The 16,074-nt window shown below is 69.3% G+C and carries 12 protein-coding genes; 7 read left to right on the top strand and 5 right to left on the bottom strand.

The features are described 5' to 3' along the window. Positions 1-49: 49 nt before the first annotated feature. The 5 genes from J2X41_RS00470 (at position 50) to hflX (ending at position 6,380) form a co-directional block, all read left to right on the top strand. The gene (locus J2X41_RS00470) at positions 50-2,293 is read left to right on the top strand and encodes a PAS domain-containing sensor histidine kinase (RefSeq protein WP_310078768.1); all 2,244 of its coding nucleotides are present in this window, start codon (positions 50-52) and stop codon (positions 2,291-2,293) included. Beyond that, the gene (locus J2X41_RS00465; RefSeq protein ID WP_310078767.1) at positions 2,290-3,678 is read left to right on the top strand and encodes a sigma-54 dependent transcriptional regulator; all 1,389 of its coding nucleotides are present in this window, start codon (positions 2,290-2,292) and stop codon (positions 3,676-3,678) included. The genes J2X41_RS00470 and J2X41_RS00465 overlap by 4 nt, the downstream gene beginning before the upstream one ends. An 87-nt stretch (positions 3,679-3,765) precedes the next feature. After that, positions 3,766-4,629, top strand: coding sequence for a D-amino-acid transaminase (locus J2X41_RS00460; protein WP_310078766.1), 864 nt, complete (start codon positions 3,766-3,768; stop codon positions 4,627-4,629). 136 nt (positions 4,630-4,765) lie between these two features. Next, positions 4,766-5,014 carry an RNA chaperone Hfq gene (gene hfq / locus J2X41_RS00455; RefSeq protein WP_012286640.1) on the top strand — a complete coding sequence of 83 codons (249 nt, stop codon included), beginning with the start codon at positions 4,766-4,768 and terminating at the stop codon, positions 5,012-5,014. Positions 5,015-5,024: 10 nt separating this feature from the next. Further along, positions 5,025-6,380, top strand: coding sequence for a GTPase HflX (gene hflX / locus J2X41_RS00450; RefSeq protein ID WP_310078765.1), 1,356 nt, complete (start codon positions 5,025-5,027; stop codon positions 6,378-6,380). Positions 6,381-6,508: 128 nt separating this feature from the next. On the opposite strand, the gene mazG is transcribed toward hflX, so the two are convergent. From mazG to J2X41_RS00425, 5 genes are all read right to left on the bottom strand, one after another. After that, positions 6,509-7,351, bottom strand: coding sequence for a nucleoside triphosphate pyrophosphohydrolase (gene mazG, locus J2X41_RS00445; protein WP_310078764.1), 843 nt, complete (start codon positions 7,349-7,351; stop codon positions 6,509-6,511). Then, positions 7,311-8,726, bottom strand: coding sequence for an MFS transporter (locus J2X41_RS00440; RefSeq protein ID WP_310078763.1), 1,416 nt, complete (start codon positions 8,724-8,726; stop codon positions 7,311-7,313). Before J2X41_RS00440 ends, mazG begins: the two co-directional genes overlap by 41 nt. 95 nt (positions 8,727-8,821) lie before the next feature. After that, positions 8,822-9,319: a hypothetical protein gene (locus J2X41_RS00435; protein ID WP_310078762.1), complete on the bottom strand. Its 498-nt coding sequence runs from the start codon at positions 9,317-9,319 to the stop codon at positions 8,822-8,824. 16 nt (positions 9,320-9,335) lie between these two features. Further along, positions 9,336-10,529 carry a Na+/H+ antiporter NhaA gene (nhaA, locus tag J2X41_RS00430; protein ID WP_310078761.1) on the bottom strand — a complete coding sequence of 398 codons (1,194 nt, stop codon included), beginning with the start codon at positions 10,527-10,529 and terminating at the stop codon, positions 9,336-9,338. A 93-nt stretch (positions 10,530-10,622) separates the two neighbouring features. Beyond that, complete coding sequence (locus J2X41_RS00425) at positions 10,623-12,083, bottom strand: cobyric acid synthase (protein WP_310078760.1); 1,461 nt, start codon at positions 12,081-12,083, stop codon at positions 10,623-10,625. A gap of 81 nt (positions 12,084-12,164) precedes the next feature. Between J2X41_RS00425 and J2X41_RS00420 the strand changes: the two genes are divergently transcribed. Beyond that, on the top strand, positions 12,165-12,458 hold the full coding sequence (locus J2X41_RS00420; RefSeq protein ID WP_310078758.1) for a succinate dehydrogenase assembly factor 2: 294 nt from the start codon (positions 12,165-12,167) through the stop codon (positions 12,456-12,458). Between the two features lie 79 nt (positions 12,459-12,537). Next, positions 12,538-16,005, top strand: coding sequence for a transcription-repair coupling factor (gene mfd, locus J2X41_RS00415; protein ID WP_310078757.1), 3,468 nt, complete (start codon positions 12,538-12,540; stop codon positions 16,003-16,005). Positions 16,006-16,074 lie beyond the last annotated feature (69 nt).

The raw sequence follows: 16,074 nt of genomic DNA, 5'->3' as shown, positions 1-16,074 counted from the left end.
TGGCACATACCTGTTGAGTTTGGGGCACAGTCCCCCTTAAACTTGGTCAATGGCGTCCGTTCCATCCGTGCTGGAGCTTGAAGGACCGCCGACCCGCTTCAGCCGGGCCTGGTGGCGCGAACTGCTGCGGTCGCGCTTCACGCTCGGCGGCGCCTACGGCCTGGCCATCGCCCTGACGGCCACGGCGGTGTTCCTCGCAGCCTCGCCGCCCGCCACGGGCCCGATCGGACCGACGACGACGATCATCCTCGGCGTCCTGGGCTTCAACCTCGCCCTGATTCTCTGCATCGCCGGCATCGTCGGCTGGCGGCTGCTGGATCTGGTGGACGCCCGGGCCAGCGACGCCGGCGCGCGCCTGCACCTGCGGTTCGTGGGCCTGTTCTCGGTGGCGGCCGTGGCCCCCGCCGTGATCGTGGCCCTGTTCTTCGGCGTGCTGGTCAGCCGCGGCGTCGACGCCTGGTTCAGCGAGCGCGTGCGCACCGTGGTCGAGAACTCGGCGACCGTGGCCCGCTCCTATGTCAGCGAGCAGACCGAATATATCAGCCAGCACGTCGGCCCGATGGCCGGCGTGCTGAACCTGGCCGCCCCGACCCTGGCCGAATCGCCGGTCGCCTTCGGGCACTACATGAAGGAGCACATGGAGGAGAACGGCTTCTCGGCCGCCTATGTGCTGGATCGCGACGGCCGCATTCTGGCTCGGGCCGAGACCGAAACGGCGCCGCCGTTCCTGGCTCCGCCGCCATCGAGCTTCCGCCGGACCGACGACGGCGACATCACCTCGCAACGCTTCGTCGAGGAGGACCTGTTCCGGGCCCTCTATCGGCTGAAGGCCTTTCCGGACGCCTATCTCTATGTGGCCCGGCCGATCGACAAAGGCATCCTGGCCCACCTGATCGAGTCGGAGGAATCGCTGATCTCGTACCGCGAGGCGGCCACCAACCGCGACCGAATCCAGGTGATCTTCGGCCTCAGCTACATCGAGACCGCGCTTCTGGTGCTGGTCGCCGCCGTCTGGGTGGGCATCGCCGCCGCCAATTCGATCGCGGGTCCGGTCTCTGGCCTGGTGCAGGCGGCCGGCCGAGTCTCGGCCGGCGATCTGGACGCCCGGGTCGATGTCGAGGCCGGCCCCGAGGAGATCCGCGCCCTGTCGGTGGCCTTCAACATGATGACCACCGACCTGCAGGCCCAGCAGGCGGCGCTGCGCGTGGCCAGCCTCGACGCCGAGTCGCGCCGCCAGTTCATCGAGACCGTGCTGTCGGGCGTCAGCGCCGGGGTGGTCGGGCTGGACGCCGCGGGGCGGATCACCGCCCTCAACCGCCGGGCCGGCGACCTGCTGGCCCTGGACGAGAGCGCCGTGGGCCAGCCCCTGGTCGAGGTCGCGCCGGAACTGGAGACCGTGATCCAGGAGATCAGCGGCGGCCGCCCCAACGCCGAGGTCGAGATCGACGTGATGCGCGGCGGCGAGACGCGGCGGCTGCGCTTCCGCGGCGCGGGCCAGGCGGCCGAGACCCTGGTGCTGACCTTCGACGACATCACCCGCCTGATGGCCGCCCAGCGCAACGCCGCCTGGAAGGACGTCGCCCGGCGCATCGCCCACGAGATCAAGAACCCGCTGACCCCCATCCAGCTGTCGGCCGAGCGGATCCGCCGCAAGTACCGCAAGGACATCACCAGCGACCTGGACACCTTCGACCGCTGCACCGAGACCATCATCCGCCAGGTCGGCGACATCGGCCGGATGGTCGACGAGTTCTCGGCCTTCGCCCGGATGCCCGCCCCGCGCTTCGCGCCGGCCGACCTGACCGAGATGCTACGCCAAGCGGTGTTCGCCCAGCGCTTCGTCGACGCCGAGACCGAGGTGGCGCTGGAGGAGCCCGGCGACGAGGTGTGGATCAGCTGCGACGCGCGGATGGTCGGCCAGGCCCTGACCAACATCCTCAAGAACGCCGGCGAGGCGGTCGGCGCCCGTCGCCAGGTCTCGCCGGAACCGCCGGGCCGCATCGTCGCCAGCCTGGTCTCGGACGATGAGCACCTGTGCATCGTGGTCGAGGACAACGGCGTGGGCCTGCCGACCCGCGACCGCGACCGGCTGACCGAACCCTATGTCACGACCCGCGAGAAGGGCACCGGCCTCGGGCTGGCGATCGTCAAGCGGATCATGGAGGACCACGAAGGCGAACTGGTCCTGACCGACGCGCTGAACGGAACCGGCGCCCGGGTCATCCTGAAGTTCCCCACGACCGCGCGGCTCGCCGCCGCCAACGCCCAGAACGGCGTAGAGGAGATGATATGAGCGCTGACGTGCTTGTGGTCGACGACGAGGTCGACATCCGCGAACTGGTGGCCGGCATCCTGGAGGACGAAGGCTACGCGGTGCGGGTGGCGGCCGACTCCGACCAGGCGCTGGCCGCCTTGCGGGCCCGCAAGCCCGCCTTGCTGGTGCTGGACATCTGGATGCAGGGCGGCGGCATGGACGGGCTGGAGCTGCTCGACATGGTCAAGGCCCTGGACCCCGACCTGCCGGTGATCATGATCTCGGGCCACGGCAACATCGAGACCGCCGTCAGCGCTATCAAGCGCGGGGCCTACGAGTTCCTGGAAAAGCCGTTCAAGTCCGATCGCCTGCTGCTGGTGGTGGAACGAGCCCTGGAGGCGGCCAACCTCAAGCGCGAGAACCGCCGCCTGCGGGTGCAGAGCTTCAGCTCCGACGGCCTGATGGGCAAGTCGGCGGCGGCCCAGGCGCTGCGCCAGCTGATCGCCAAGGTCGCCCCGGCCAACAGCCGGGTGCTGGTCTCGGGCCCGCCCGGCTCGGGCAAGGAGTTGGTGGCGCGGCTAATCCACGGCTCCAGCAGCCGTTCGCGCAACGAGTTCGTGGCGGTCAGCGCCGCGGGCATGGCCCCCGAACGGCTGGACGTCGAGCTGTTCGGCGAGGAGGGCGAGAACGGCCGGACGCGCAAGGTCGGGGTGTTCGAACGCGCCCACGGCGGCACGCTCTATCTCGACGAAGTGGCCGACATGCCGCGCGAGACCCAGAGCCGCATCCTGCGGGTCCTGGTCGAGCAGCGCTTCCGGCGGGTGGGCGGCGACAACGACGTCCAGGTCGACGTGCGGGTGATCTCGTCGACCTCGCGCGATCTGCGCGACGAGATCGCCGCCGGGCGTTTTCGTGAAGACTTGTTCCACCGCCTGAACGTGGTGCCGGTGCGAGTGCCGGGCCTGTCCGAGCGCCGCGAGGACATTCCCGAACTGATCAGCTATTTCGTCGACCGCATCTGCGAGGCCACCGGCCTGCAGCGGCGGCGGCTGGGCGAGGACGCCCTGGCCACGCTGCAGGTGCAGGCCTGGCCGGGCAATGTCCGCCAGCTGCGCAACAACGTCGAGCGGATGCTGATCCTCGCCTCGGGCGAACCGGGCGACCTGATCACCGCCGAGATGCTGAACGCCAACGAACAGCCGACCGGCGGCAACGCCGGGGCGATCGGGGCCGAGCGGATCATCGCCCTGCCGCTGCGCGAGGCCCGCGAGCTGTTCGAGCGGGAATATCTCAACGCCCAGATCCTGCGGTTCGGCGGCAACATCTCGCGCACCGCCAACTTCATCGGCATGGAGCGCTCGGCCCTGCACCGAAAATTGAAATCCCTCGGCGTCGCCGGCGCCCGGGTGGAAGAGGAAGAGTAGCAAAACTCCGCTCATCCCGACGAACGCCGGAACGAGCGGTTTGAGTGTGTTGGCGCTCGGATGGGCGTCTGGAAGGGAATTCAAGACATGTCGCGTTTCGCCTACGTCAACGGCCGCTTTGTCCGCCACGGCGAGGCCGCCGTGCATATCGAGGACCGCGGCTACCAGCTGGCCGACGGCGTCTATGAGGTGTGGGCGGTGTTCGGGGGCAAGCTGGCCGATGCGGCCGGGCACTTCACGCGGCTGTGGCGCAGCCTGGACGCGCTGAAGATCGCCCATCCGATGAGCCAGGCGGCCCTGACCATGGTGCTGCGCGAAGCCGTCCGCCGCAACAAGGTGCGCGAGGGCATGGTCTATCTGCAGGTCACCCGCGGCGTCGCCCCGCGCGACCACGCCTTTCCCAATCCCGCCGTGCCGCCGGCCGTGGTGATCACCGCCAAGAGCGTCGACCGTGTCGCCGCCGAGGCCAAGGCCGCCAAGGGCCAGTCGGTGGTCACCGTGCCGGAGACCCGCTGGGGCCGCTGCGACATCAAGTCGATCGGCCTGCTGCCCAACGCCCTGGCCAAGCAGGTCGCCCGCGAGCACGGTGCGGTCGAGGCCTGGTTTGTGGACGAGCTGGGCCTGGTCACCGAGGGCGCCTCGTCCAACGCCTGGATCGTCGACGCCGAGGGCCGCCTGCGCACCCGCGACACCCAGGCCAACATCCTGCGCGGCATCACCCGCTCCAGCCTGCTGGAGGTGATCGCCGAGGCCGGCCTGCCGGTGGCCGAGCAACCGTTCACCGTTGAGGAAGCCAAGGCCGCCCGCGAGGCCTTCATCACGGGCGCCGGCACGCTGGTGCTGCCGATCGTCAGCGTCGACGGGACGCAAATCGGCGACGGAAAGCCCGGCCCGGTGGCGACGCGGCTTCGGCGTCTCTATATCGAGCGCGCCAAGGCCGCCGCGATCTAGGCCGCAAAAACCAGGTTTCGAACCTTGGCGCGGTTTCTTTGCCGATTGGTCATACCAACCGGCGAAAAATGCTTTAGTCTGACCTTGTTTGTGTGGGGGGCGTGTGGCCCTCCGAAACAATAAGAGGGGAATCCCCATGTCGACCGAGAAAAAACAAAACCTTCAGGACACCTTCCTGAACAGCGTGCGCAAGTCGAAGACGCCGCTGACCATCTTCCTGGTGAACGGCGTGAAGCTGCAGGGCGTTGTCAGCTGGTTCGACAACTTCTGCGTCCTGCTCCGCCGCGACGGCCAGTCCCAGCTGGTCTACAAGCACGCCATTTCGACGATCATGCCGGCCCAGCCCGTGCAGCTGTACGAGCCGAGCGCTGATCAAGACGACTGATTCCTCACGGTTGACCAAATCCACTTCCAAATCCATCGACCATGCGGCGCCGATCTTCCGGGCGTTCGTGATCCATCCCGTGCGCCCGACGCGCGGCCAGTCGGCCCTCGAGGCGCGTGATCCCAAGGCGCGCCTCGAGGAGGCCGTGGGCCTGGCCATCGCGCTGGACCTCGACGTCGTCGAGACCACGATCGCGCCCCTGCGCCTCGTCACGCCCGCCACCCTGTTCGGCAAGGGCAAGATCGAGGAGTTCGCCGCCCTCTGCGAGGTCGAGAAGATCGATGTCGCGGTGTTCGACGACCAGCTGACCCCGGTCCAGCAGCGCAACCTGGAACGGGCCCTGAACGTCAAGGTCATCGACCGCACGGGCCTGATCCTGGAGATCTTCGCCCGCCGGGCCCGCACCCGCGAGGGCAAGCTGCAGGTCGAGCTGGCGCGGCTGGACTACGAGCGCTCGCGCCTGGTCCGCACCTGGACCCACCTGGAACGCCAGCGCGGCGGCACCGGCAACACCGGCGGTCCCGGCGAAACCCAGATCGAGCTCGACCGCCGCCTGATCGCCGGCACGATCGGCAAGCTCAAGCGCGAGCTGGAGGAGGTGCGGCGCACCCGCACCCTGCACCGCAGCGCTCGCAAGAAGGTCCCGTACCCGACCGTGGCCCTGGTGGGCTACACCAACGCCGGCAAGTCGACCCTGTTCAACCGCCTGACCAACGCCACGGTCGTGGCCCAGGACATGCTGTTCGCCACGCTGGATCCCACGCTGCGCACCGTGAAGCTGCCCGACGGCCGGCCGGCGATCCTGTCCGACACCGTGGGCTTCATCTCCGACCTGCCGCACGAGCTGGTCGAGGCCTTCCGCGCCACCCTGGAGGAGGTGCAGGAGGCCGACGTGGTGCTGCACGTGCGCGACGTGGCCAATCCAGACACCGACTCCCAGGCCCGCGACGTCCAGAAGGTTCTGGCCGAGCTGAAGGTGCTGGGCGACGACGGCGAGGCCGAGGGCGGCAAGACCCTGATCGAGGTCTGGAACAAGATCGACCTGGTCGACGGCGAGGCTCGCGAGATCCTCGAAGGCCAGGCTCGTCGCCTGGGCGCGTCGGCGGTCTCGGCGGTCACTGGCGAGGGCTGCCCCGAGCTGCTCAGGCGGGTCGGCGGCCTGATCGACGACACCCCGCCGGTCGCCGTGCGCCTGGCGGCCTCGGACGGCGAGGCCCTGGCCTGGATCTATCGCAACGGCCGGGTCGAGAGCCGCGAGGACGAGACCGAAGGCGGCGTCCGCCTGATCGCCCGCCTCGACGCCCAGGCCCTGGGCCGGTTCGAGCGGCAGTTTCCGGATGTGTGGGTGATGGCGACGGGGGATTAGGGTCTCCTACTTGCCCCCACCTGACCGCTTCGCGGTCTGTCCGCCCCCATAGGGGGCGGAGCCGCACGCTCCAGGCTCTTCCCCCTGTGGGGGAGGAGCGCCGTAGGCGCGGAGGGGGCAAGCGCCTGCTAGCGCGCCTTCTCCGCCGCTTTCGCCGCATCCCACAACCCGTCCATCTCCGCCAGATCCGACTGGTCCGGCGTGCGCCCGTCCTTGGCCAGCTGCGCCTCGATAAAGGCGAACCGGCGGGCGAACTTGGCGTTGGTGGCGCGCAGGGCGTCCTCGGGCTCGATGTCCAGCTTGCGGGCCAGGTTGGCGACCACGAACAATAGGTCGCCCAGTTCCTCGCGGGCCTTGGCCTTGTCGCCGGCCGCGATCTCGACCTTCAGCTCGGCGACCTCCTCGGCCAGCTTGTCCAGCACCTCGTCGGTCGAGGGCCAGTCGAAGCCGACCCGGGCGGCGCGCTTGGTCAGCTTGACGGCCCGGGTCATGGCCGGAAGGCCGGCGGGGACGTCGTCGAGAACGCCGCCCTTCTTCTTGGCCTGGCGCTCCTGGGCCTTCAGCGCCTCCCAGCCGGCGGTCTGGGCGTCCTGGTTCTCATAGGCGTGGTCGCCGAACACGTGCGGATGGCGACGCACCATCTTGTCATTGATCGCCGAGGCCACGCCCGCCAGGTCGAAGGCGCCCTGTTCCTCGGCCATCCGCGAATGGAACACCACCTGCAGCAGCAGGTCGCCCAGCTCTTCCTTCAGGTCCGAAAGATCGCCGCGCTCGATGGCGTCGGCGACCTCGTAGGCCTCCTCGACCGTGTAGGGCGCGACGGTGGCGAAGGTCTGCTCCAGGTCCCACGGACAGCCGCCGTTGGGATCGCGCAGCCTGGCCATGATGTCGATCAGGGTGAAGAGGGGGTGCTGATCCTTCTCTCGAGGATCATTCAACGGCGGGGTTGGGAGCGGCGAGGGGGGCGACATGCGGTTCCGGGGTCGGGCTGGGGAGGGGCTCGGCCGCGTCCCGTTCGTCGAGGCGACGGCGGATCTCGGCATGGGCGGTCGCGTCCAGCGGATAGCGCAGGATGACCGCGCACACCAGCAGGCCCAGCACCGCCGGGGCCACCGCGTACATGGCGATCAGGGCGGTGTCGCCCTGGACACTGGGGACCTTGGGGTCGAATCCCAGCCAGGACAGCAGCAGGAAGACGCCGATGGCCAGGGCGTAGCCCAGCTTCACCGTGCCGTTGACGATGGCGTACAGCAGGCCGGTGCGGTCGACGCCGCTGGCCAGCCGCTCCTCGTCGCCGATGTCGGCCATCATCGAGCGCACCAGCAGCGGCGCGGCCGAATAGGGCAGGCCGGCCAGCACCAGTACGGCCATGCCGATCACGGTCGGGACGTTGAAGCCGAAGCCGCCCTGATTGGCGGGGGTGAAGACCGAGGCGATCTGCACGACCGCATACACTACCGAGCCGATGGCCAGGGCCCGGTGCTTGCCGACCTTCCTGGCCAACGCGGGCCAGACCGGCGAGCCCAGCAGGGCGGCGACGAAATAGACCAGCAGCAGGACGCCCGCCGAAGTCTTGTCGAAGCCCTTGATGCGCTCGAAGAAGAAGAAGAACAGCGCCCCGGCGATGCCCGGCGCCAGGCCCATCAGCAGGTCGGCGATCAGCAGCTTCTGGACCGACGGCCGCTTGATCAGGCCCAGATACTGCCGCAGGCCCGCCTGGTGCTTGATCGGCGGCACGTTGGTCTCGCCGACCACGCCGATCGCCAGCAGGAAGGTCAGGGGCAGCAGGACGATGATGAACCAGCCCATGGCCTGGATGCCGGCGGCATGGTCGCTCTTGAAGACCATCGACAGAACCGGCGGCAGCAGCAGCACCAGGATCATGCCGACGACGTTGCCGGCCTGCCACCAGCCATAGATCCGCGAGCGCTGCTGATAATCCGGCGACAGCACCGAGCCCCAGGCGGTGTGCGACAGCACCGCCATCGAATAGCCGGCGTAGCAGACCACCAGCCCCGCCCACAGATAGACCGGGCCGACCCCGGGCTTGGCCATGAACAGGGCGTAGGCGGCGATCATCAGGATCGGGGCGGCGGCGGCCAGCCAGGGTCTGAACCGACCGAGCCGGGTGCGGGTGCGGTCCATGACCCCACCCAGGATCGGGTCCAGGACGATGTCGGCCAGCCGCACCAGCAGGAAGGCCGCACCGACCACCGACAGGGATAGACCCAGGTCGCTGACGTAATATTCCGGCAGGTAGACCACCAGCGGCAGGCCCAGCGCGGCCAGCGGCAGGCAGGGCGCGGCAAAGGCCGCCAGGGTCCAGGATGAGCGCCGTCCGGTCATGCGTTCCTCGCCGAGAGCGGGTAGGCCCCGCCTTCATGAACAGTGATCAGACGCCGTGTCGCGGCGGCTGGCAAGATCTGTCCGAGACGGTGGTTTCAGCGACGCGGCTTGGAGCCGTCGTCGAACTGGTCCTTGACCAGACGGTCGGCCAGGCGGTCGAAGGCGTTCTCGGCGTCGTGCCAGGTCGAGCCGTACCGGGCCCAGCGGATGTCGGTTTCCCACCAGCTGTAGGTGATCGGCGTGCTCTTTCCGGCCGGATCGACATAGCGGCCAGTGATCCGCGCCCCGCCGACCCCGAAGCTTTGGTAGGACAGGCCCGGCGTGTTGCCCATCTGCTGCGGCGTCGGGTGGTTGGGCTTGGCGTCCTCGATCACCAGGTCGAGGGTTCCGCCGCCTGGCCGCGGCGGCAGCCGGCGCTCGACCGCGCGCTGCAGCTGGCTGGCCAGGATGTCGAAGTCCCGCTGGCCGATGTCCTTGACCTTCTCCGCCAGCTTCGGGCCGATCGAGACCTTGACCTCGGAAACCGCGGGGGCGGCGAGGGCGGGCTGGGCCGCGCCCAGCAGGAGGAGGGCGGAGACGAGGGCGACACGCATGATGGACTCTCCCGGATCAAACTTGGCCTGGAATGTGGGGATCGCGCGGACGCGGCGCCAGGCTGAAGGCCAGCCAGCCCAGCAGGGCCGACAGCAGCGAGCCGGCCAGCACGCCGATCTTGGTCTCGTCCTGAAGGACGGCTGAGTTGAAGGCCAGGTTGTTGATGAACAGGCTCATGGTGAAGCCGATGCCGCACAGCGCCGAAACCCCGAACAGCTGGGTCCAGGACGCGCCGCTGGGCCGTTGGGCCCAGCCCAGCTTGATGGCCGCCAGGCAAAACAGCCCCACCCCGATCGGCTTGCCTAGGAACAGGCCCAGGGACGCGCCCAGGGTGGCGGGCGCGGTCAGCTCGGCCAGGCCCACCTGGCCCAGGGCGACGCCGGCGTTGGCGAAGCCGAACACCGGCACCACCAGATAGGCCACCCAGGGATTGAGCCCGTGCTCCAGCCGGTGCAGCGGCGAATGGGCGTCGTCCAGATGGGAGGGCGACTTGGTGATCGGGATGGTCATGGCCAGGATCACCCCCGCTAGGGTGGCGTGCACGCCGGACTTGAGGAAGAAGAACCAAAGTCCAGCACCAACAATGAGATAAGGCCACAGCTTCATCACCTTGAACCGGTTCATCGTCACCAGCACCGCCAGGGTCGCGGCCGCGCCGCCCAGCGCCCAGAGGGTCAGGTGGTCGGTGTAGAAGATCGCGATGATCAGGATAGCGCCCAGGTCGTCGATGATCGCCAGGGCCGCCAGGAAGATCTTCAGCGAGCCCGGCACGCGCGACCCCAGCAGCGATAGCACCCCTAGGGCGAAGGCGATGTCGGTGGCGGCCGGGATCGCCCAGCCGCGCAGGTTGGCGGGCGTGTGGTGGTTGACCGCCACATAGATCAGGGCCGGCGCGATCATGCCGCCCAGGGCTGCGACGCCCGGCAGCACGCGCCGCGACCAGGTGGACAGCTCGCCATCGACCGTCTCGCGCTTGATCTCCAGCCCGACCAACAGGAAGAACACCGCCATCAGCCCGTCATTGACCCAGTGGGCCACGCTGAGACCGCCGACATAGACGTGCAGGGCGTGGAAATAACCGTCGGCCAGCGGCGAGTTGGCGACCACCAGCGCCAGGGCGGCCGAGCCCATCAGCAGCAGCCCGCCGGAAGATTCGCTGCGCAGGAAGGCGCGCAGGGCGGAAAGCGGGCGGGGGCGGGCGGTCGTCATGCGGCGGTCCTCGCGGATTCGTAGGCGCCACCCTAGCTTGTCATGACGGACGACGCGACGACTTGGGACCGACCTCGACGGATGCAGGAGCGCCTACAGCCCCGCGATCCGCCCGATGGCCTCGATGTCCAGCGTCTGCTCCAGCATCGCGGCGATGTCGTCCAGCGCCGCGTCGACCGTGGCGGCGTGATCACGCGGCGTGGTCGCCAGGCCCAGCGGGGCCAGCAGGGCCGCGCGCGCCTCGCCGCGCTCGAACAGGCCGTGGACATAGGCTCCGGCCACCCGGCCGTCGGCCGAGACCGCGCCGTCCACGGTTCCCCCGTCGAAGGCCAGCATCGGCCGGGCCGTACCGGGACCGGTGGTGCGGCCGACATGCATCTCGTAGCCCGAGAAGACCGCGTCGCCGGCCAGCAGACGGCCCGACGCCGCGCGCAACACCTTGTCGCCCCGCAGCACCGTTTCGACGTCCAGAAGGCCCAGCCCCGCCGCCGACCCCGGCGCCCCCTCGATCCCGTCGGGATCGCTCACCGTGCGCCCCAGCATCTGGTAGCCGCCGCAGACGCCCAGCACCCGACCGCCGCGCCGCGCGTGGGCCAGGATGTCGATGTCCCAGCCCTGGGCGCGCAGGAAGGCCAGGTCGGCCAGGGTGGCCTTGGTCCCCGGCAGGATCACCAGGTCGGCGTCGCCGGGCACCGGCGTGCCGGGCGGCAGGAAGGCGAAGTCGATGCCGGGATCGGCTCGCAGCGGGTCGAACTCGTCGAAATTGGCGATCCGCGACAGCATCGGGACCGCGATCCGCACGCGCCGATCGCCGTCGGTCCGGACGGGACGCTCCAGCACCACGGCGTCCTCGGCGGGCAGGGCGCGGGCCGGGGCCAGCCAGGGCGCCATGCCCAGGTCGGGCCAGCCGGTCCGGGCGACGATCTCGCGACGGCCGTCGTCGAACAGCGAAGGATCGCCGCGGAACTTGTTGATGATGAAGCCCTTGATGCGGTCGCGATCGGCGGCGTCCAGCACCAGGTGCGCCCCGGCCAGGGCGGCGATCACGTGGCCCCGGTCGATGTCGCCGACCAGGGCGACCGCCACGTCGGCGGCGTGGGCGAAGCCCATGTTGGCGATGTCGCCCTTGCGCAGATTGGTCTCGGCTGGGCTGCCCGCGCCCTCGACCAGCACCAGGTCGGCCTCGGCGGCCAGCAGGCGGTAGCTGTCAACCGTGGTGGCCAGCAGGTCGGGCTTCAGCCCCTGGAACGCCCGGGCCTTGTAAGCGCCGACCACCTTGCCGCGCACCACCACCTGGGCCCCGACGTCGCTTTGCGGCTTCAGCAGCACCGGGTTCATGTGGACGGTCGGCGGCGTGCGGCAGGCGATCGCCTGCAGGGCCTGGGCCCGGCCGATCTCGCCGCCGTCGGCGGTGACGGCCGCGTTGTTGGACATGTTCTGCGGCTTGAACGGCCGCACGATCAGGCCACGGTTGGCGAACAGCCGGCACAGGCCGGCCACCAGGGTCGACTTGCCCACGTCCGAACCGCAGCCCTGGATCATCAGCGAGGCCATGGCCCGCGCCTACAGGCGGCGCGGATCGCGGTCAATGCGCGGCTGGCGTCGGGGCGTGGAGCGCTCTATATCCCCGGTCACATGAGCATCGATCACGACTCCCGCCTCCGGCGGCTGAAGTTCCGGGCCTGGCATCGCGGATTTCGGGAAGCGGACCTCATTCTGGGGCCGTTCGCGGATACCCATGGCCCGAATCTGACTCTCGAGCAGCTGGATGCCTTCGAAACGCTGATGGAGGAGTCCGATCGCGAGATCTACGCCTGGATCGTCGGCCAGGAGCCGACGCCGGCCAAGTTCGACACCGACGTCCTGACCCTGATCAAGACCTTCCGCTACGAAGCCCATGCCTCGCGGCCGATCGGCGACGGGATGTAGCGGCTCGCTTCGGGACCGTTTTCAGGCAACAGCATCAGTACCGGCGGCGTTGTCGCTGGCTCAACCTTCGAAGAGCAGCATGGCCTACGACGCCAAACAGATCGCCAAGGCCTCGGGAGGCCTGACCCTGGCCGGCGCGCCGGAAGGCTTCGATGCCCTGGTCATGGCCGACATCGCCCGGGCGCGCGGCGGCCTGACCGCCTTCGTCGCCCGCGACACCGCCCGGGCCAGCGCCTTCATCGACGCCCTGAAGTTCTTCGCGCCCGAGATCGAGGCCGTGCTGTTCCCGTCCTGGGACTGCCTGCCCTATGACCGCATCGGTCCATCGGCCGGCGTGGCCGCCGTGCGCATGGCCACCCTGCACCGCCTGGCCGAGGGGCTGGGCAAGGACAAGCCGGCGATGCTGGTCACCGCCGCGCCGGCCCTGCTGCAGCGCGTGCCCGAGAAGTCCGTCCTGCTGCGCGCCAGCTATTCGGCCAAGGTCGGCAACAGCGTCGACGTGGCCGACCTGGAACGCTATTTCGCGATCAACGGCTACAGCCGGGCCTCGACCGTGTCGGAACGCGGCGAGTTCGCAATCCGCGGCGGCGTCATCGACGTCTATCCGCCGGCCGCCGAGGAGCCCGTGCGCCTGGACCTGTTCGGCGACACGCTGGAGAGCATCCGCGCCTTCGACCCGGAAACCCAGCGCTCGACCAAGCAGCTTCGCGAGATCCAGCTGCTGCCGGTCAGCGAGGCCCTGCTCGACAAGGACGGCGTCTCGCGCTTCCGGGCCGGCTATGTCCGCGCATTCGGCGCGCCGGGTGACGATCCGCTGTACGCCACGGTCAGCGAGGGCGGCCGTCGCGCAGGTCTGGAGCACTGGCTGCCGCTGTTCTACGAGCGGATGGCGACCCTGTTCGACTACCTGCCGGCCGGGGCCCTGGTCGGCGTCGACCACCAGGTCACCGAGAGCCGCGACGAGCGGCTGGCGATGATCGCCGACGCCTATGACGCCCGCGCCTCGGCTGACCGCAAATCGGCCTACCGGCCGCTGGCGCCCGACGCCCTGTACCTGACCGCCAAGGAATGGGACCAGGCCGTCGAGGACCGCCCCAACCGCAAGTTCACGCCGTTCCAGCCGCAGGGCCTGGACGTCGTCGACATGGGCGCCAAGCTTGGCCGCACCTTCGCCGCCGAGCGGGCCCAGGACAGCGTCAACCTGTTCCAGGCGACCGCCGATCACGCCACCACGCTGGCGGGGCAGGGGAAACGCGTGCTGTTCGCCTCGTGGTCCGAGGGCTCGTCCGAGCGCCTGGGCATGATGCTGGCCGACCACGGCCTGAAGAAGATCCCCTACGCCGCCTACTGGCAGGCGGCCAAGGCCAATGACCCCAAGACCCCGCAGCGCGTGGTCCTACCGCTCGACAACGGCTTCGAGACCGATAGCCTGGCGGTGATCTCCGAGACCGACATCCTCGGCGATCGCTTGGCCCGGCCGCGCAAGAAGCGCCGCGCCGCCAATTTCCTGGCCGAGGCCAGCGCCCTGACCCCCGGCGACTTGGTGGTCCATATCGATCACGGCATCGGCCGCTATGAGGGCCTCAAGACCCTCGACGTCCAGGGCGCGCCGCACGACTGCCTGGACCTGCTGTACGGCGGCGAGGCCAAGCTCTACCTGCCGGTCGAGAACATCGACCTGCTGACCCGCTACGGGACCGACGGCGAGAACGTCCAGCTGGACAAGCTGGGCGGGGCGGCGTGGCAGGGGCGCAAGGCCAAGGCGAAAGAACGGCTGCGGGTGATGGCCGAGGGCCTGATCCAGATCGCCGCCGCCCGTCAGCTGAAGTCGGTGGAGGAGACCGACCCGCCGCACGGGGTGTTCGACGAGTTCTGCGCCCGCTTCCCCTACGAAGAGACCGACGACCAGCTGTCGGCCATCGCCGACGTGCTGGAGGACCTGTCCTCGGGCAAGCCGATGGACCGGCTGATCTGCGGCGACGTCGGCTTCGGCAAGACCGAGGTCGCCCTGCGCGCCGCCTTCGTGGTGGCGATGAGCGGCAAGCAGGTGGCGATCGTCTGCCCGACCACCCTGCTGGCCCGCCAGCACTACAAGACCTTCAAGGACCGCTTCCAGGGCTGGCCGGTCAAGGTCACCCGCCTGTCGCGCCTGGTCACGGGCAAGGAGGCCGCCGACACCCGCGAGGGCCTGGCCAACGGCCAGTTCGAGATTGTGGTCGGCACCCACGCCATCCTGTCCAAGCAGGTGTCGTTCAAGGACCTGGGCCTGGTCATCGTCGACGAGGAGCAGCACTTCGGGGTCAAGCACAAGGAGAAGCTCAAGGAGCTTCGCGCCGACGTGCACATGCTGACCCTGACCGCCACGCCGATCCCGCGCACCCTGCAGATGGCGCTCAGCGGCATTCGCGAAATGTCGATCATCGCCACCCCGCCGGTCGATCGCCTGGCGGTGCGCACCTACATCAGCCCGTTCGACCCGGTCACCCTGCGCGAGGCCCTGCTGCGCGAGAAGTACCGCGGCGGCCAGGCCTATTACGTGGTGCCGCGCATCAAGGACCTGGAGGATATCGAGAAGTTCCTCCGCACCCAGGTGCCGGAGATCAAGTACGTGGTCGGGCATGGGCAAATGGCCCCGACCCAGCTGGAAGACGTGATGACGGCCTTCTACGAGGGCCAGTACGACGTGCTTCTTGCGACGACTATCGTCGAAAGCGGGCTGGACATTCCCAGCGCCAACACCCTGATCGTCCACCGCGCCGACATGTTCGGCCTGGCCCAGCTGTACCAGATCCGCGGCCGGGTCGGCCGGTCCAAGGCCCGGGCCTACGCCTATCTGACCACGCCCAACGAGAAGACCATCACCCTGTCGGCCGAGAAGCGGCTGAAGGTGCTGCAGTCGCTGGACAGTCTTGGAGCGGGTTTCCAGCTTGCCAGCCACGACCTGGACCAGCGCGGCGGCGGCAACCTGCTGGGCGACGAGCAGAGCGGCCACATCAAGGAGATCGGGGTCGAGCTCTACCAGCAGATGCTGGAGGACGCCGTCGCCGAGCTGCGCGAGCGCCAAGGGGCCGAGGCCCTGCTGGAGGACCGCGGCTGGTCGCCGCAGATCAACACCGGCGCGGCGGTGATGATTCCCGACGACTACGTGCCCGACCTCAATGTCCGCCTGTCGCTCTATCGCCGCCTGTCGGAAGCCGAGAAGGCCGCCGACCGCGAGGCCCTGGCCGCCGAGCTGATCGACCGCTTCGGCCCGCTGCCGCCCGAGACCGACAGCCTGCTCAAGGTGGTGGCCATCAAGGGCCTGTGCCGCGAGGCCAATGTCGCCAAGATCGACGTCGGCCCCAAGGGCGCGGTGGCCAGCTTCCGGGGCGACACCTTCGCCAACCCGTTGGCCCTGGTGCAGTTCGTGGCCAAGAACAACATCGTCTGGAAGGTGCGTCCCGACCAAAAGGTGGTGGTCAAGGGCGAGTGGGACACCCCGGCCCAGCGGCTGGACGCGGCCGAGAAGATCCTGGCCCAGCTGGTCAAGCTGGCCAAGGCGGCGTGATCCTGGCGTTGGCGGGGCGGTAGCTGACAGCGGATGTCAGCAGGCTGGCCTTAGATCCCGCTCGCTTCA

It is taken from the genome of Caulobacter sp. BE254 (assembly GCF_031457295.1).
Classification (GTDB): Bacteria; Pseudomonadota; Alphaproteobacteria; order Caulobacterales; family Caulobacteraceae; genus Caulobacter.
This window is presented reverse-complemented; position numbering and strand designations above follow the sequence as displayed.

Bases quoted from the DNA above. Each gene is read 5' to 3' on its own strand.
- J2X41_RS00470 (WP_310078768.1), top strand. From the start codon at position 50: ATGGCGTCCGTTCCATCCGTGCTGGAGCTTGAAGGACCGCCGACCCGC.
- J2X41_RS00465 (WP_310078767.1), top strand. From the start codon at position 2,290: ATGAGCGCTGACGTGCTTGTGGTCGACGACGAGGTCGACATCCGCGAA.
- J2X41_RS00460 (WP_310078766.1), top strand. From the start codon at position 3,766: ATGTCGCGTTTCGCCTACGTCAACGGCCGCTTTGTCCGCCACGGCGAG.
- hfq (WP_012286640.1), top strand. From the start codon at position 4,766: ATGTCGACCGAGAAAAAACAAAACCTTCAGGACACCTTCCTGAACAGC.
- mazG (WP_310078764.1), bottom strand. From the start codon at position 7,351: ATGTCGCCCCCCTCGCCGCTCCCAACCCCGCCGTTGAATGATCCTCGA.
- J2X41_RS00440 (WP_310078763.1), bottom strand. From the start codon at position 8,726: ATGACCGGACGGCGCTCATCCTGGACCCTGGCGGCCTTTGCCGCGCCC.
- J2X41_RS00435 (WP_310078762.1), bottom strand. From the start codon at position 9,319: ATGCGTGTCGCCCTCGTCTCCGCCCTCCTCCTGCTGGGCGCGGCCCAG.
- nhaA (WP_310078761.1), bottom strand. From the start codon at position 10,529: ATGACGACCGCCCGCCCCCGCCCGCTTTCCGCCCTGCGCGCCTTCCTG.
- J2X41_RS00425 (WP_310078760.1), bottom strand. From the start codon at position 12,083: ATGGCCTCGCTGATGATCCAGGGCTGCGGTTCGGACGTGGGCAAGTCG.
- J2X41_RS00420 (WP_310078758.1), top strand. From the start codon at position 12,165: ATGAGCATCGATCACGACTCCCGCCTCCGGCGGCTGAAGTTCCGGGCC.
- mfd (WP_310078757.1), top strand. From the start codon at position 12,538: ATGGCCTACGACGCCAAACAGATCGCCAAGGCCTCGGGAGGCCTGACC.